This is a genomic window from Alienimonas californiensis (assembly GCF_007743815.1).
In the GTDB taxonomy this organism is placed as follows: domain Bacteria; phylum Planctomycetota; class Planctomycetia; order Planctomycetales; family Planctomycetaceae; genus Alienimonas; species Alienimonas californiensis.
On sequence record NZ_CP036265.1, the window covers coordinates 2440203 to 2456807 of the forward strand.

Annotated in this window: 11 protein-coding genes; 6 read left to right on the forward strand and 5 right to left on the reverse strand. The window is 70.3% G+C overall.

Annotated elements, in window-relative coordinates; all coding sequences use genetic code 11:
* The first annotated feature begins 341 nt into the window (after positions 1-341).
* Both CA12_RS09560 and cpaB read left to right on the forward strand, forming a co-directional pair.
* Positions 342-896 carry an A24 family peptidase gene (locus tag CA12_RS09560; protein ID WP_242688185.1) on the forward strand — a complete coding sequence of 185 codons (555 nt, stop codon included), beginning with the start codon at positions 342-344 and terminating at the stop codon, positions 894-896.
* A gap of 124 nt (positions 897-1020) precedes the next feature.
* Complete coding sequence (gene cpaB, locus CA12_RS09565) at positions 1021-2247, forward strand: Flp pilus assembly protein CpaB (protein WP_145358731.1); 1227 nt, start codon at positions 1021-1023, stop codon at positions 2245-2247.
* 127 nt (positions 2248-2374) lie between these two features.
* On the opposite strand, the gene CA12_RS09570 is transcribed toward cpaB, so the two are convergent.
* From CA12_RS09570 to CA12_RS09585, 4 genes are all read right to left on the reverse strand, one after another.
* The gene (locus CA12_RS09570) at positions 2375-3100 is read right to left on the reverse strand and encodes a hypothetical protein (RefSeq protein WP_145358732.1); all 726 of its coding nucleotides are present in this window, start codon (positions 3098-3100) and stop codon (positions 2375-2377) included.
* 134 nt (positions 3101-3234) lie between these two features.
* Positions 3235-3969 carry a hypothetical protein gene (locus tag CA12_RS09575; protein ID WP_145358733.1) on the reverse strand — a complete coding sequence of 245 codons (735 nt, stop codon included), beginning with the start codon at positions 3967-3969 and terminating at the stop codon, positions 3235-3237.
* Positions 3970-4075: 106 nt separating this feature from the next.
* Positions 4076-4549 (reverse strand): DUF2752 domain-containing protein, encoded by a 474-nt coding sequence (locus CA12_RS09580; protein ID WP_207622189.1) that lies wholly within the window; start codon positions 4547-4549, stop codon positions 4076-4078.
* Between the two features lie 71 nt (positions 4550-4620).
* Positions 4621-6423, reverse strand: coding sequence for a serine/threonine-protein kinase (locus CA12_RS09585; RefSeq protein ID WP_165700660.1), 1803 nt, complete (start codon positions 6421-6423; stop codon positions 4621-4623).
* Between the two features lie 582 nt (positions 6424-7005).
* On the opposite strand from CA12_RS09585, the gene CA12_RS09590 reads away from it, so the two are divergent.
* Entirely contained in the window at positions 7006-9327 is a 2322-nt protein-coding gene (locus tag CA12_RS09590) for a CDC48 family AAA ATPase (RefSeq protein ID WP_145358735.1), read from the forward strand.
* A gap of 66 nt (positions 9328-9393) precedes the next feature.
* On the opposite strand, the gene CA12_RS09595 is transcribed toward CA12_RS09590, so the two are convergent.
* Positions 9394-10299 (reverse strand): hypothetical protein, encoded by a 906-nt coding sequence (locus tag CA12_RS09595; RefSeq protein WP_165700661.1) that lies wholly within the window; start codon positions 10297-10299, stop codon positions 9394-9396.
* A 321-nt stretch (positions 10300-10620) separates the two neighbouring features.
* Here CA12_RS09595 and mfd point away from each other — a divergent pair, with 321 nt between their 5' ends.
* From mfd to CA12_RS09610, 3 genes are all read left to right on the forward strand, one after another.
* Positions 10621-14010: a transcription-repair coupling factor gene (mfd, locus tag CA12_RS09600; RefSeq protein WP_145358737.1), complete on the forward strand. Its 3390-nt coding sequence runs from the start codon at positions 10621-10623 to the stop codon at positions 14008-14010.
* A gap of 109 nt (positions 14011-14119) precedes the next feature.
* Positions 14120-15340, forward strand: a complete 1221-nt coding sequence (locus CA12_RS09605; RefSeq protein WP_145358738.1) for a Gfo/Idh/MocA family protein — start codon at positions 14120-14122, stop codon at positions 15338-15340.
* A 187-nt stretch (positions 15341-15527) separates the two neighbouring features.
* Positions 15528-16529 carry a DUF1559 domain-containing protein gene (locus CA12_RS09610; protein WP_242688187.1) on the forward strand — a complete coding sequence of 334 codons (1002 nt, stop codon included), beginning with the start codon at positions 15528-15530 and terminating at the stop codon, positions 16527-16529.
* Positions 16530-16605: the final 76 nt, after the last annotated feature.

Genomic DNA, 16605 nt, shown 5'->3' on the forward strand with positions numbered 1-16605 from the left:
GGGATGGGGTCAAAAGTCCCCCTGCCGGAAATTCTCCCCCTGCCGCAACAAGTCGCCGCCGCGGCCCAAAGCGTGAGCTATCCCTTGAAAGGCGGTTCGCCGCCTCCTCACGCCCGCACCCCATCGGCTCGCGCCATGTTCCCGTTTTATCTGGATCTGACCGAGTTGGTCGCCGCGCACTGGACCGGGCTCGGTCTGCTGGCCGCAGCGGTTCTGCAGGCCGTGTCGTTGGTCATGCGGGCCGGCTGAACCGCCGCTCGCGTTCGACCCCGCCGTTCCCTCCCGGCGGTTCCCGCCTCTCCCGCCGCCCACGCGGCCCCCCCGCATCTGAGCGCCCTCCCGTGAACTGGACCGAAATTACCGCCCATCTCGCCGAGACGTGGCCCGTCTGGCTCGTGACCGTCCTCACGCTGTACGCGACCTGGATCGACGTCACAGAGCTGCGCGTGCCGAACCGGCTGACCTACCCGATGATCCTCGCCGGGATGATGTATCACGCGACCCTCGGCGAGGGGTGGGCCTTCGGCGTGACGGGCATGCTGGTCGGCCTGGCGACGCTGATGCCGCTGTATGCGGTCGGCGGCATGGGGTCCGGCGACGTGAAATTAATGGCCGGCATCGGCGCCTGGCTGGGCGTGCAGGTGATTCTGGCGGCGTTCGTGGTCACCGCGGTGGTCGGCGGCGTCATCGCGATCGGCATGGCCTTCTGGGGCGGCGAGTTCAAAAAGCACCTCGCCCAGTCCTTCGCCATCCTCTGCGAGTGGAAAAGCGGCATGAGCCTACGGGAGATCTCCGAAGTCGCCGCCGAACGCAAGCCCCGCATGAAGCTGCTCCCCTACGGCCTGCCCATCTGCATCGGCAGCCTCGGTTACTTCGCCTACGCCGGGATGTATTGATTGACCCCGCCGTCGGCCGCCCCCGGAGTCCCGGGAGGCGGCCGTCGGGCGTTTGAATTCGCGCTGACGATATTCGCCCTGACGATCGTTCCCCCGCCCCCGCACGTCCCCCCCGCACCTCCCGATGAAACTGAACCCGATCGTATTGTTCGGCCTCGCCGGGGCCCTGGGCCTGGCGGCCTTTCTGGCGACCCAGCATCACCTGGCCGCGAAAACCGAAGAGGCGAAAGTCGCGGTGCTGGTCGCCCGCACGGAGATTCATGTGGGCGATCCGGTGACGGAGGCGAACAGCGTCTTAAAGGAGATTTTCGTCTCCGGACTCCCCCCCCGTCCGATCACCAAACCGGAGCAGTGGCAGGGCAAGTTCGCCGGCAGCCGGTTCACCGCCGGCGAGGTGATCGTGCAGGATAAGGTCGCCGCCAAGTTCGGCAGCGACAGCCGCAAGATCCCGCAGGGAATGCTCGTCCAGACGATTAACGTCGACCGGGCGAAAAGCCACGCCGGCCTGCTGACCCCCGGCGACCGGGTGGACGTGTTCGGCTCGTTCGATATCTCCGAGTCGGACGACCGCACCGGCCGCCTGCGGAAATATCAGATGATCAAACGCGTGATCGGCGACCTGGAGGTCTGGTCCGTCGGCAGCACGGTCGTCGGGGCGGAGCAGGGCAGCGACCGCGAGGGGCAGAAGGACACCGCCCGCCGGGCCACCAGCACCATCGGCCTGCTCACCACCCCGGAGCAGTACGCCAAACTGGCCGGCGCCGAGGCCGCCGGGGCCCTGTTCCTGGGCCTGCGGCACCCGGACGACGAGTCCGATCCCGGCGAGATCTCCTTCCTCAGTAAGGAACTCTACGAAGCCCCCGCCGATCAGCAGCGTCGCGCCGCGGAGGCGGACGAGAAGGCCGAGGCGGACCGGCAGGTCGCCCGCAGCGAGGCGGGGGGGCTCGGCGCCTTTCTGGATCAGGAGAGCGTCGCGTCCGCGCCGGTCGCGGCTCCGCCGTCCGACGTACCCACTTGGACCGTCGCAATGCACATCGGCGGCCAGAGCCGGCTGAGCGAGGTGGTGGACGTCGCCGCGGCCCGCGCCGCCGGCTTCACCAACGCTCAGATCGCGGACAAACGCCGGCAGCTCCAGAACCCCGGCGCCGCGACCCCGAAGGCGCCGTTCGAACCTCGCTTCGCCGCCCGTCCGGACGCGGCGCCCGCCCCCCCCGCGGAGCCGTTCGAGCCGCCCGCTCCCGCCTCCGACGACGCCCCGGCCGCGGACGTGACGTTGAATCCGTCCCCTTCGTTCGGCGGCCCCCGGGACGCCGGCGGGCAGGACGACGGCCTCTATCCCGCCCCGGACTGACTTCTTCTCCCGCCCAGGAAAGACCGGCGGATGAAGCGTGAAACGACGAACGGACGGCGTCCCGGGGGGGACGCCGTCCGTTTTTTTATTTGAGCTGCGGCGCCCGGGGAAGGTTCCCCGGGAAGGCTCAGGTGGCGGAACTCATGTCGTCGCCGTTGTAGTGCGGATAGAACAGCCAGCCGATCTTGTCGGAGAGATGCAGCATAAACTCCTGCCGGAAGCGTCCGGGGTTTTGAGCGCTGCTGTCGCGGGGGACGGCGAGGGGGTACTGCACGGCGACTTCCTTGCCGTAGATCTCGACCGCTTCCGTGCCCTCCTCCTCCACGGCGTGCACGGTCACGATCGCGTCGGCCCGGCCCCGCAGCAGCGTGGCGCTGTTCTCCTCCCAGAGGCTGAACCGGCTGATGTCGATATAAATGACGTGCGTCACCTGCATCGCCTCGGCGATCTCGCCGGGCTCTTCCCAGTCCGGGTTGCGGGCCATCCATTGCAGGACGGCATTGGGCTCGCGGACCTTAATTTTATTCAACGTCAGCTTTTGGGTGACCAGCCGGGCGACCTCCCGGTCCAGCGTTTCGTTGCCGATGTCCGCCCGCAGGTCGATCGGCACGTAGCAGGCGACGGCGACGGTGACGTCCTCGTCGGTCAGGCTGGTGCGGGTGGCCGTCTCGAAGTCCGGCTCCACGCTGGGCGGTCCGCCGATCAAATACGCCGCGATCATGAACAGATTGCATCCGCTCATCACCACCGGGCAAAGCGCCGCGGCGCACAGGATCGAAAACCGCCGCAGCGGGGAGAGCTGAAAGAACGACCCCCGCAGGAACGGCGGCAACTCGCGGGCGGTGCGGTGCATCGACTCGTCTTCCAGGACGGGCGTTGTAACTTCGGGGCCGCGGAGGCGGCAAAAGAGCAGATAGTGCAAATCCCGCCGCGGGGGAAAGGGCGGGTCCGTTTGCCGGGGAGGCGGCCGAGCCGGGCGGCCGGGCGCTAATGCACCATTTCCTGCTGGGTGAACGGGATGAACCGCTGCGTCGCCTGTTCGCAGAGGCGATCGAGGTAGCGTTCCCGGAACACCTTCGTGGAGACCGATCCGGCGCTTTCCGGCCGGTGCTTCGGATACACGCTTTCAAATTCGTCGCCCATGATATGGCCGACGTCGCCGGTCTTCGCGTCGGCGGAGTAGGCGCGAATCCAGCCGGCGGAGCGACCGCGGAGCAGGTCCGGGCTGTGCTGCTCGTGCCAGTCGAAGCGGTCCAGCTCCACGACGATGATGTAGTCCACGTCGAACTCCTGGGCGATCGAGCCGAGGTGCGATTCGCTCCAGACGCCGCCGCGTCCCTCCACCCAGTCCAGCACCCGGTCGCTGTTGGCGATCTCCGCGCCGGCGGAGTGCAGCCGGCGGCCGACGCGCCGCATGATCTCCTGATCGACCTCCGGGAAGCGGGCTTTGACCAACTCCGGCGAGCGGGCCAGCACCAGGACGGTGTGCCCGCCCTTGGTGAGGTCCACGTCGGTCACGGCCTCGAAGGGGGGCGTGACGGTCGGATCGCCGGTCAGCATCTTCCCCAGCATGATCATCGGCTTGCAGCCCGGCAGGCCGAACGCCGTGAGAACCGCCAGCGAGAGCAGCGCCGCCCACGCGACCTGCCGCCGGGCGCTTCGGCCGCCGGCCCCTGCGCGACGGGGAACGCGACGGTCGGGGAGGGGCAGGTGGGGGCGCATGCGGCGGGGTGTAGTTCAACCTCCGCCCGGCTCCAACCGCCGGACCGACGTTCCCCTCGCGCCCCACGGGTTATTTTCTCGCCCCACGGGCCGGCCGGGCGGGCCACTACTCCGCCAGCCGAAACGCCCAGTCAATCAGCGTTACGGCCCCGACCAGCGAGAGCCCCACGACGCCCCACCACTCCGGCCGGGCGGCGGACGCATCGCCCCGGCGGCCCAGTCGGGGGAACGCCAGCCGCCCGGTCAGCGCGGCGCGGGCCAGGATCGGGATCAACCCGAGGCAGAGCAGCGCGAGCAAAAACCCGCCGGAGTTCGCCGACAGGCTCCCCGCCCACTGCCCGCGGGTGAAGTGGGCAAAGCTGGTCGTCATCCCGCACGCCGGGCAGGGCAGGCCGCACAGGACCCGTACCGTGCAGGGCGGCAGCCCGAGTTGCTGATGCGTCCCCAGGCCGGCCTCGCTGGGGGTGAGGGAACGGGCCAGGGCGAACCCCCCGATCAGCCCGACGAGCAGGATCGCGGCCGCCGCCCGGCCGCTCGCCGACAGCGGGGCGGGCGGCGGCGGGGCGGGGTCGGAGGTCACGGCGGCAGGATAGTCGGGGAGAGACGGCGGGTCGCCCGAGCGCAGCGCCCCGGGCCGCTTCCCGGGGGGGCTCAGCGGGAGGGGGCCGGGTGGACGGCGGTGTCGTCGGGGGTGTGGGTCTCGACGACGACGCCGCGCGAGTTGGGATCGACCTCCACCACGGAGTCGTCCTGCAGCACGAAGTCGCCGAGGGTGGCGTCGTCGGCGCCGACCGACGCCCGGCCGCGGCGGCCGTCGTCCAGCAGCGCCGGGTGGCGGGGCGAGGGGACGCCCTCGGTGGCCGCCCACCAGTCGCGGGCGGCGTCGTCCGACCACTCCGCCGCGCACTCGCAGGCCCGCAGGGCGGCGGCGAGGGCGGCGGCGGAGCGGAAGCGCTCCGCGGGGTTCTTCTCCAGGCAGCGCATCACCACGGCGGACAGGTCGAGCGGCACCGCCGGGTTCGCCTCGTGCACCGGCCGGGGGCGCTGTTTGGCGTGGGCGCGCAGTGCCTTGGCGGGGGAGGGCTCGTCGAACACCGGCCGGCCGGTCAGCAGGAAGTAGGCGGTGGCGCCCACGCCGTAGAGGTCGCTCTCGGCGGTCGGGCGGCCGCCGCGGGCCACCTCCGGCGCCGCGAACAGCGGACTGCCCACCACGCTGCCGAGCTGCGTGAGTTGCGGGTCGCTCGCCGCGTCCGCCGCGTCGCCGTCGCGGTTCCCGTCGCCGTCGTTCCGGAAGGCGTGGTGCGCGCCGCCGTCGGGCGGGGCGTCGATCGGCGGGGTGTCGAACAGCGGGGCGGGATTGATCCGCTTGACCAGACCGAAGTCGAGGAGTTTCGGCACGTCCCGCACCCCGCCGCGGTCGGCGGCGACCACGTTCGCCGGCTTCACGTCCCGGTGGATCAGGCCGATCGCGTGCGCCTCCGCCAGCGCCCCGCAGACCGGGGCCAGCAGGTGTACCACGCGGCCCGGCGGCAGCGGGCCGGCCCGCTGGACGAGTTGATGCAGCGTGAGCCCCGGCAGGTATTCCATCACGCAGTAAAACAGCCCGTCCTCGGAGACGCCGAAGTCGTACACCTCGATCGTGTTCGGGTGCGTCAGCCGGGCGGCGGCGCGGACTTCGGTATCGAAGCGGGCCAGGGCGCGGTCGTCTTCGGCGAGCCCCGGCCGGATCAGCTTGACCGCGCACGGTCGGCGGAGCAGGCGGTGCTCCGCGAGGTAGACGTCGCCCATCCCCCCGGAGCCGATCCGTTCCACCAGCCGGTAGCTGCCGATCTCCCGGGCCTCCCGGGCGGCTTCCCGCAGCGTGGAGAGCCGCACCGCCCCGTAGAGGGCGGCGGCGGCGCTGATCAGGATCCACACCGCCATCGCGCTGAACAGCCCCTGTTCGAACAGGACGGCGTACACCTCATCGAACCGGGCGGCCGTCACGCACGCGATCGCGAGCGGGACCGCCGCCATCACGGCCAGAACCGTCGCCGCCCGCCCGGCCCGGTTGGGGATAAACAGCCCGTAGACCTGAATGAGCAACATCCAGGGGGCCGCCGCCGCTCCCGGGAACGCCGCGGCCAGCTTCGGCAGGAGGCTCGGCGGGGCGGAGGCCAGCCCGTGTTGATGGATCCAGATGAAGAAGGCCCCGGGAACGCCGAACGTCAGGGCCTCGCCGATCAGCAATCCCCGCCGTCCGATCTCCCAGGGGCCGCTCAGCCAGACGACTATCCCGCCCAGCGTGCCGACCACCGCCCAGCGGGGCCAGCCGGCGTCGGTCAGGGCGTTCAGCCCAAAGTCGTCCAGAAAGAAGTGCCGGGTGAGGAAGCCCAAAAACGCCCCCAGCAGCAGCGCCGCGGCGGTCCGCAGGCGCCAGCGGGCCTTTTCGGCCTCGCCGCCCCACTCCGCCACGCCCCAGCCGCGTTTGCGGGCGCGATCCCCCCGGGGGCGGCTCCGCCGTTCGTTCCCCGTCCGGCTGGCGAACGGGGCGCCGCTCCAGAACAGGCGTTCCTTCAGCCGGCCGGGGCGAACCGGACTCCGGAGGCGCCGTGGCTTCAGCGAGGGAAACGCGTCCGACGACGCATCAGGCCCCCCCGGCCGCTTCGAGCCCCGAGGCGGGGTCAGATCGGCCGCCGGCGACGCCGGGGCGATCGGCGCAGCGTCGACCGGCGGCGCACCGGGGACCGGCGGCGCAGCGTCGACCGGCGGCCCGGGGGGTGCAGCCAACGCCGTGTTGTGAGAAAGGGGGAATCCGGGGGCGACCGAACGGTCGACGCCCGCCTCAGCGGACGTATGAACATTCTCCCACCCCATCGGCCCCGACGCAAACCGTCAGTGGTTCCCCCAACGCCGCTCCCCCGATCCCCGGCGCCGGGCCGGAGCGGTTGTTCCCCGGGCCGCCCGCTCCTAGCGTGACGGGTCGGCGTCGCGGTGCCCGCAACGCCGACCTGCAGTTCGCTCCCCCGCCCGCGTTCCGCCACTCCGCCCCGCCCGATGCCCGATTCTCCCCCCCCAGTCCCGGACGTCGACCCGGACGCCGGCGGCGTTCGCTTGCAGGTCGCCGGCGCCCGGGGACGCGACGTGGGCAAAGGCGTCGCCCGCCTGGGCGACGCCACCTTCCAGCGCCTCGGCCTGCACCCCGGCGACCCGATTGAGATCGTCGGCAAGAAACGCACCGCCGCCGTCGCCATCCCCCTGGGCGACGAGGACGAGGGGCTGGACATCATCCGCCTGGACGGTCTCCAGCGGGCGAACGCCGGGGTCGGCAGCGGCGATCGCGTCGGCGTGCGGCCCGTCTCCCCCACGATCGCCCGACGGGTCACCGTCGCCCCGGCCCAGCAGAACGTGCGGCTCTCCGGCAATCCGGACGCCCTCAAGCGGACCCTCGCCGGACGCCCGCTCGTCGCCGGGGACATCGTCTCCACCAGCGTGTACCGCCGCCGCCCCGGCGGCGAGGAGGACGGGCCGGACGTGCCGGAGGAGATCCTCCGCCGCATGTTCAACGCCCCCTCCTACGGCCTGCAGGAGATCCGCCTGCTCGTCACCAACACCAAGCCCCGAGGGGAGATCGTCGTCGTCGGCGAGGAGACCGAGGTCGAACTCCTCCCCACCTTCACCGAGCCGGAGGAGGCCCGCTCCAGCCACATCACCTACGACGACGTCGGCGGTTTGCAGGGCGTGCTGGATCAGGTCCGGGAGATGATCGAACTCCCGCTCAAACATCCGGAACTCTTTCAGCGCCTCGGGATCGACCCGCCCAAGGGCGTGCTGCTGCACGGCCCCCCGGGCACCGGCAAAACGTTGCTGGCCCGGGCGGTCGCCGGGGAGTGCGACGCCAACTTCTTTCACATCGCCGGCCCGGAGATCCTCGGCGGCGGCTTTGGCGAGAGCGAATCCCGTTTGCGGGAGCTGTTCGAGCGGGCTCAAAAGGAGAGTCCGGCGATTCTCTTTATTGACGAACTTGACGCGATCGCTCCCAAGCGGGAGCAGGTCGGCGGGGAGATGGAAAAGCGGATCGTCGCCCAATTATTAACGCTGATGGACGGGCTGGCGCCGCGGCAGAACCTCGTCGTGATCGCCGCCACCAACCGGGTCGACTCGCTGGACGAAGCCCTCCGCCGGCCCGGCCGGTTCGATCGGGAAATCGTCGTCGGCGTGCCGAACGAACAGGGCCGACGGGAAATTTTGGAGATCCACACCCGCGGCATGCCGCTGGCGGAGGACGTGGAATTACACAGTATCGCCGACACCGCCTACGGCTTCGTCGGGGCCGACCTCGGCGCCCTCTGCCGCGAGGCGGCGATCGAGGCTCTCCGCCGCAAACTGCCGGAGATCGACCTCGACGCCGAGGAGATCCCCTCGGAGATCCTCGAAACCCTGCACGTCACCCGCGAGGACTTCACCGACGCGATGAAGCGCGTCCAGCCGTCCGCCCTGCGGGAAATCATGATCCAGGCCCCGGACGTCACCTGGGATCAGATCGGCGGCCTCTCCGAGGCCCAGCGGCAACTCCGGGAGGGCGTCGAACTCCCCCTCACGCAGCCGGACAGTTTTCGGAAGTTCGGCATTCGGCCGGCGAAGGGCTTCCTCCTCTACGGCCCCCCGGGCACCGGCAAAACGCTGCTGGCGAAGGCCGTGGCCCGCGGCTCCAACGCCAACTTCCTCGCCGCCAAAAGCAGCGATCTGTTAAGCAAGTGGTACGGCGAGAGCGAACAGCAGGTGTCCCGCCTGTTCCGCCGCGCCCGGCAGGTCGCCCCCGCGGTGATCTTCCTCGATGAAATTGACTCCCTCGCCCCGGCCCGCGGCGGCGGTCTGGGCGAGCCGCGGGCGACGGAGCGGGTCGTCAATACGATCCTCGCCGAATTAGACGGGATCGAAGAGTTACAGGGCGTCGTCCTGATCGCCGCCACCAACCGCCCCACGCTGGTCGACCCGGCGCTGTTGCGTCCCGGGCGGTTCGATGAACTCGTCTACGTGGGTCCGCCGGACCGCGACGGGCGGTTGAAGATCCTCGAAATTCACACCGCCGAAATGCCGCTGGCCGACGACGTGGATTTGGGCCAGATCGCCGACCAGACGGACCGCTACACCGGGGCCGATCTGGAGGACCTCGTCCGCCGGGCCGGCCTGAGCACCCTCCGCGACCATCCCGACAGCGAGACCGTGGCGATGTCCGCCTTCAAGTCCGCCCTGAAGGACAGCCGCGCGACCGTCACCGAGGCGATCGAAAAGGAGTACGAGGAGATCGGCGAGCAGCTCAAACAGGAGGGCCCGCAGGGCGGCCACAAAATCGGCTTCCTCGCGGACCGTTATTAAAACACGCGGCCCCGGTCGGGCGCGCCGGACCGGGGCCGATCTGCGGACGGACGCCCGGGCTCCGTATTAATCCCGTTCGCGGTTCCGTCGGCCTTCGCGTTCATTAATTTCTTCAGAGAGTTGGCGCACCCGCTCCCGCAGTTCTCCCACTTCGTCGCGGAGGCGTTCGTTCTCTTCCCGCAGTGCGTCCGGCCGCCGATCCGGCGAGAACGCTTCGCGCAGTTCGGCCGCCTCACGTCGGGCCCGGTCCAACTGCCGTTCCAGTTCTTCCATGTCCGGCCGGCGGTCCGGCCGGTGCGCGTCGTCGCCCCGCTGCGGGGCAGCGTCCCGCCGCGTGGGAGCCCCCATGCGGGCGACCTCAACCTGTAGCTCGGATTGCCGCAGGGCGAACCGGGCGTCCAGCAGTTGCCGGCGGATCGTGAACGCTTCCCGGGCCGGAACCGCTCCGGAGTCGATCAGTTTCTCGACGGCGGCGGCCTGCTCCTCGGCGAGTTCCAGCCGCTCCCGAGCCGCGGCGACCTCCGTCTCCGCGATGTGGATGCGGAGTTCCGCCCGCCGGGCGTCCCGCTCTGACGTTTCGTCGGCCATCCGTTCGGCCCGTTCAAGCATCCGGCGGACTTCCTCCGCCTCCGCTCGGTCCCTCGGCCAGTCGGGGGCGGGCGGCGCCGGCCCGTCCGCACGAGGTCCCGGCGGGGGGAAGGACGGGCCGCGGTTCGCGGGCGGACGGGGCACTTCGGCGTCGCCCGGCGTCGGGGAGAGCGTCACGCGGTATGCGGCTCGCAGCCCGTCCGGCGTCGTCAGCACCAAAGTGCCGCCCATCGGCGCCGCACGCTGCCGCCGCGGCCCGCCGTCGCCGTCGGGCCTTGAGTCGTCGGGCCTTGAGTACCCGACGAGCTCCACGACGCCCGACAGCGGCGTCATTTCCCACCCGCCCGGCGGCACGAGATCCGGGTCTTCTCCGAACTTAAACATGTCGAATCGCTGCGCCGCCTCCCGGTCGAAATCGGGCGCACCGGCCAGATCGGCGTCCGACTGAACGGGGGGCAGGAGCGGCGGGGACGCGTCCTGCAGAAGGACGCAGCAAAGTGCGAGAGACAGCATCGGAACGGCTCGCGAGTGTGAAGACGGGCCGCGTCAGTCTAACCGCAAGCCTCGCCTCCGTGACGGCTGCGGGGCGTCCTGTCCGCGGCCGCCGCCGGCGGTTCGGCCCCAGTGCGGCTCCGGCGGGGCGTTCAGCCGGTTCCGGGCGCCGGACCCGGTGGACGCGAGGCGGGCCGCGGCCACAATCCCCGCATGCCCGCCACCCGTCGCCGCGGCGGGACGTTCCCGTCGGCGGCGCCCGCCGTTTCCGCCCCGGCCGTCGGCTCCCTGGCCGATCTGCCGGGATTGCTGCTGCGCGATGCCCAGTTCGCCCCCGTCGCCGCCGCCCTCGCCCGGGGCGACGGGGCGGCCCTGGAGGGGGCGTGGGCCGGCTCCGCCGCCGCGGCGATCGCCGGTCTGGTGCAAAGCGAGGAGGCGGGCGGCGTCGGCCGGCCGCTGCTGGTCGTCACCGCCCGGGTCGCCGGCACGGACCACTTCGCCGCGGACGTCGCCGCGATGCTCGGGGAGGACGCCGTCGGCCGCTCCGTCGCCCTGTTCCCGGCCCGCGACGGGCTCACCGCGGCCCCGGACCCGGCGGACCCCGTCTTCGCCGCCCGGGCCGGGGCGTTGAACCGGATTGAAGACGAGGACTCCGCCCGCCGCCCGCGGGTTCTGGTCGCCCCGATTCAGGCCCTCATGCAGCCGGTGCCGTCGAAAGAGGCGCGGGCGGCGGCGACCCGCACGCTGAGCGTCGGCGAGGAGGCGGACCCGGAAGAGTTAATGCGCTGGCTCGCCGACCGCGGGCTCGAACGGGTGCCGCGGATCGAGATGCCCGGCGAGTTCAGCCTGCACGGCGGGATCTTCGACGTCTGGCCCGCCGGCGAAACGGACCCGCTGCGGGTGGAGTTCGCCTTCGACGAGGTGGACTCCCTGCGGACGTTCGACCCGGTCTCGCAGCGAAAAATTGAGGGGCTGGAGCGGGCCCGCCTGACCTGCCTGCCAGCCCCGCGGCCGGACGCGGCGGGGGGCGCGCCGCCTGCCGGTGACGGCGAACCGGGGGGCGACGAACGTGCGATTGGAACCGCGTCGTTGCTGGACAGTTTGCCGGCGGAGTACGCCGTCGCGTTGCTGGACCTCGCGGAAATCACCGACGAGGGCAAGCATTATTTGAATCGGCTCGACGACCCGCGGGGGTTGTATACGGTCCGCACCGTGCTCGCCCGCTGCACGCAGCGGCCCAGCGTGACGCTCGCCCGGATCGGCGCCAGCAGTTACGAAACGACCGGCCGGCTGCGGGTCGAAGCGGTCGAAAAGTTCGCCGGGCCGAAGGGGCAGGCGATTGAACAGTTAGATCTCGTGCTCGGCGAGGGCGAGCGGGCGCTGATCGCCTGTCATAATGCGGGCGAGTTGAAGCGGCTGGGCGAATTGATCGCCGAGGTGGAGGCGGAGAACGGCCCGGCGCTGGCGGAGCGGGTCACGCTCTGCGTAGGGGAACTGACCGCCGGCTTTCGGCTGGTCGATCATGGGCTATTGGTCCTGACCGACCATGAACTCTTCGGCCGGGCCGGGGTGCGAACGGGCGGCGGGCCGCGGCGTCCGGCGGAGTCGCGAGCGATCGATAACTTTCTCGATCTGTCCGACGGCGACCTGATCGTGCACCTCACGCACGGCATCGGGCGTTTTCGCGGGCTGAAGGCGCTCGACCAGCGGGGGCAGAAGGAGGAGCATTTAGAACTGGAGTTCGCCGGCGACGTGCGGGTGTTCGTGCCGGCGTCGTTGATTCATCTGGTGCAAAAATACGTCGGGGCGACGAAGGCCGCCCCAAAGCTGTCGAAGCTCGGCACGCTGGGGTGGTCGAAGAAGAAAAAGCAGGCGGCGGACGCGGTCGAGGATATGGCCGCGGACATGCTCCGCATGCAGGCGGCCCGCCAGTCCGAGCCCGGCCTGCCGCATGCGGAGCCGACCGACTACGTCGAGGAATTCGCCGCCGCGTTTCCGTATGAACCGACGCCGGACCAGGCGTCGGCGTTCGGGGAGATTCAAGCGGACCTGTCGCTGCCGCGGCCGATGGACCGCCTGATCTGCGGGGACGTGGGCTACGGTAAGACGGAGGTGGCGATGCGGGCCGCCTTCCGGGCCGTCGACGGCGGCCGGCAGGTCGCTGTTTTAGTGCCGACGACGGTGCTGTGCGAACAGCACGCCCGCAGCTTCGCCGAACGCATGGCGGAGTTTCCCATCACCGTCGAAAGCCTCTCTCGCTTCCGCACCCGCCGGGAGCAGAAACAGGTCTTGAAAGGCCTTAAGGAGGGCACGGTGGACGTGGTGATCGGCACGCACCGGCTCGTCTCGCCCGATATTAAGTTCGCGGACCTGGGCCTGCTGGTGATCGACGAGGAACAGCGGTTCGGCGTGGACGTGAAGGAGGCGCTCAAGCAGATCCGCCTGCAGGTCGACGTGCTGACGCTGTCCGCCACGCCGATTCCCCGCACGCTCCATATGAGCCTGCTGGGGTTGCGCGATATTTCCAATCTCACCACCCCGCCGCAGGGGCGACAGCCGATCGAAACTCGCGTGACCCGCTGGGACGACGCGATGATCCGGCACGCCCTTATTCGCGAATTGAATCGCGGCGGGCAGGCCTATTTCGTGCACAACCGCGTGCAGGACATCGAACGCGTCCGCGACCGGGTGTTGCAGATCGTGCCGGAGGCGACCGCCGGCATCGTGCACGGCCAGATGCCCCCGACGCAGGTCGAGGAGACGATGGCGGAGTTCGTCCGCGGCCGAATTGATATCCTGCTGGCGACGACGATTATCGAATCGGGCCTGGACGTGCCCAACGCCAACACGATGTTCATTCACGAGGCCGACCGCTACGGCCTGGCGGATCTGCATCAATTACGAGGTCGAGTCGGCCGGCATCACAACCGGGCCTACTGCTATCTGTTGCTCAAGGAAGGGCGGATGCTGACCGACGTGGCGGCGAAGCGGCTCAAGGCGATCGAGGAATATTCCGAACTCGGCGCCGGCTTCAAGATCGCCATGCGGGACCTGGAGATCCGCGGCGCCGGCAACATCCTCGGCACGGAGCAGAGCGGGCAGATCAACGCCGTCGGCTACGAGTTGTATTGCCAGTTGCTGGAAAACGCGGTCCGCACGCTGAAGGGCGAGCCCATCCGCAAGCCGCTGGCGGTGAACGTCGACCTGCCGATCTCCGCCTTCCTGCCGGACGGCTACGTCCCGCCGGGCCGCACGAAGCTGGAGGTCTACCGCAAGCTGTCCAACGTCCGCGGCACGCCGGAGCTGGCAGAGTTCGCCGAGGAATTGAAGGACCGCTTCGGCCCCCCGCCTGCGCCCGTGGGCCGGCTGCTGGCGGTCAAGCGGCTGCAATTGGCCTGCCGCGACTGGTCGTTCACGGACGTGAAAATCGAGGACGGCTACGTCCGCTTCAATTACGAGGACGCGGACAAGATGACCGAATTGAAGGGCCGCCTCAAGCGGAACCTTCGGGTCGCCGACCGCCGCACGGCCTACATCCCGCTGCCCGATCCCGCGGCGACGGACGAGGCGCTGCTGGAAGACCTGATGCGGTTCCTCGGCTGAGGCGCCTCGCCGCCGCCCTTGCGTTCGAGAGCACGCGTTCGTTCGAGAAACCGGGCCGCAGTCGCCATCCTATCGGCGTTCTCCGACCCGACTCGCCCGGACCGCCGCCGTGACCGACCGCCGTACGTTTCTCGCCGCCTCCGCCGCGTCGCTCGCGGCGGGCGTGCACGCCGCCGGTCGGCCGGCCCGAGCCTCGCAGTCGGCGAACGAGACGATCGAGGTCGGCGTCGTCGGCCCCGGCGGGCGGGGGCGCTGGTTGATGGAGCGGCTGCGGAACCTGCCCGGGGTGCGGATCGTCGCGGTCTGCGACGTCTGGGACGAGGCCCGGGCCGCCGGGCTCAAACTGGCCGATCCGCGGGCGGCGGCGTTCACCGATTATCGCAAGATGCTGGCGGAGACGAAGCTGGACGCCGCCCTCGTCGCCACGCCGGACCACCAGCACGTCCCGGTCTCCGCGGCCTGCTGCGAGGCGGGGCTGGACGTGTACTGCGAAAAGCCGCTGACGCACTCCGTGGCCGAGGGCGACCGGATTATTAAAGCGGTGCGGGACAACGACCGGGTGATGCAGGTCGGCACGCAGCACCGCAGCATGCCGCACCTCGCGGAGGCGCGCAAGCTGCTTCAAGACGGCGCCGCGGGGGAGATCTATAAAGTGCGGATGACCTGGAACCGCAACAGTCCGGGCCGGGGGCAGGCGCCGCAGGTCGATCCGAAAACGGTCGATTGGAAGCGATGGTTGGGCGACGCCCCGGACCAACCGTTCGATTCCCAGCGGATGCGGGCCTGGCGCTTTTACTGGGACTTCGGCGGCGGAATCTTCACGGACCTGATGGTTCACTGGGCGGACACCGCCCGCTGGATGTTGGAGCCGGGGGAGGTCTCCCGGGCCGTGAGCGTCGGCGACCACTTCACCACCGCCGGGCTGTGGGAGACGCCGGACACCGTGCAAACCCTGCTGTCGTTCCCCAAACGCGACGACGGCACACCGGGGCCGCAGATGCACTTCGAGGGCACCTTCGCCAACCACCGCGACCGGGCCTGCACGGAATATATGGGCTCCAAGGCCACGCTGTACGTGGACCGCGGCCGCTACGAACTGATCCCGGAACACCGCAGCGGCGTGGAGCCCCGGCAGCGACTCGAAGCCCCGGAACTGCCGCCGGGGCTGGACTTCTACGACGCCGTCGACGGGGCGAAGTATCACCTGGAGAACTGGGTGGCCTGCATCCGCAGCCGCGCGGAGCCGGCCTGCCCGGTGGAGGAGGGGGTGGCCAGCGCCAATCTGGCTCACGCCGCCAACGCGGCGCTGCCGGGGCGGGGGCAAGGCTGAACCGGCGGCACGAGCGACGCGGGGGCGTCCGCCCGGGCGGCGAGGGTTCTCACAAGCTTGTGTGCGGAAAAGGGCGCGGGTAGGGTTCGGCCCGCCTCTCGGGATTGAGACGCTGTCTCAATTCCCCCTCGTCGACCGCCCCAGCCCCCTGCGATCCTTGGCAGCATCCCCCCGCGACCCGGCTCCCGTGCGGATTGTCCGTTCCGGGTTCACGCTGATCGAAGTCCTGGTGGTGATCGCGATCATTGCGATCCTGGTGAGCCTGCTGCTGCCCGCGGTGCAGCAGGCGCGGGCGGCGGCTCGCCGGGCGCAATGCCAGAACAACCTCAAGCAGATCGGCTTGGGCCTGCACAACTACGAATCGGTCGCCCGCGTGCTGCCGCCCTCCTTCGTCGTCGATGCGGAGAGCAGCCGGACCGGCGGTCAGTGGAGCGTCCACGTTCGCCTGCTGCCCTTCCTCGATCAGGCGAACGTCGAGAATTTGGTGGACTTCACGCAGGAGTACGGCGGGGACAGCGCCAGCTTGGAGATTCGCACGTTCCGGGTGCCGACCTATCTGTGCCCGGAAGAGATCAACGACCGCGTACGCACCGATTCAAGCGGCAACCCGATCCACTATCCGACGAATTACGGGTTCAACGGCGGCGACTGGTTCGTGTGGAGCAACGCATCCCGGCAGCAGGGTCGCGGGGCCTTCGCTCCGAACAGCGCCTTCGGGTTCGAGGCGTTCCGAGACGGCGTGACCGGCACGCTGGCGTTCGCGGAGGTCAAGGCCTTCACCCCCTATGTGCGGGACGGAGAAGAAAGCCCGGATTCCCCGCCCAGCGATCCCGCGGCCGTCTCCGCGTTGGCCGGCAGCTTCAAAGAGGACAGCGGGCACACGGAGTGGGTCGACGGGCGGGTGCATCAAACCGGCTTCACCGCCGCGTTGGGACCGAACGCGGAGGTGCCGGTGGCCGGCGGCAAAGCGGGCGGCGGGGCCGACGACGGCGATTTCACCGCCTGCCGCGAAGGCAAAGACTGCGCGGGCCCGACCCACGCCGCCGTCACCAGCCGCAGCTATCACGAGGGCGGGGTGCACGTGTTGCTGATGGACGGGGCGACCCGGTTCGTGAGCGATTCCGTCAAGCTGGACGTCTGGCGGGCGGTCTCCACGCGGGCCGCCGGCGAGGTCGTGGACGAGTACTGAGCCGCAGCCAGGCGGTTTCCGGCGCCAAACGCAACACGCCCCCGGCGGATCGCCGGGGGCGTGTTCATGAATCAGG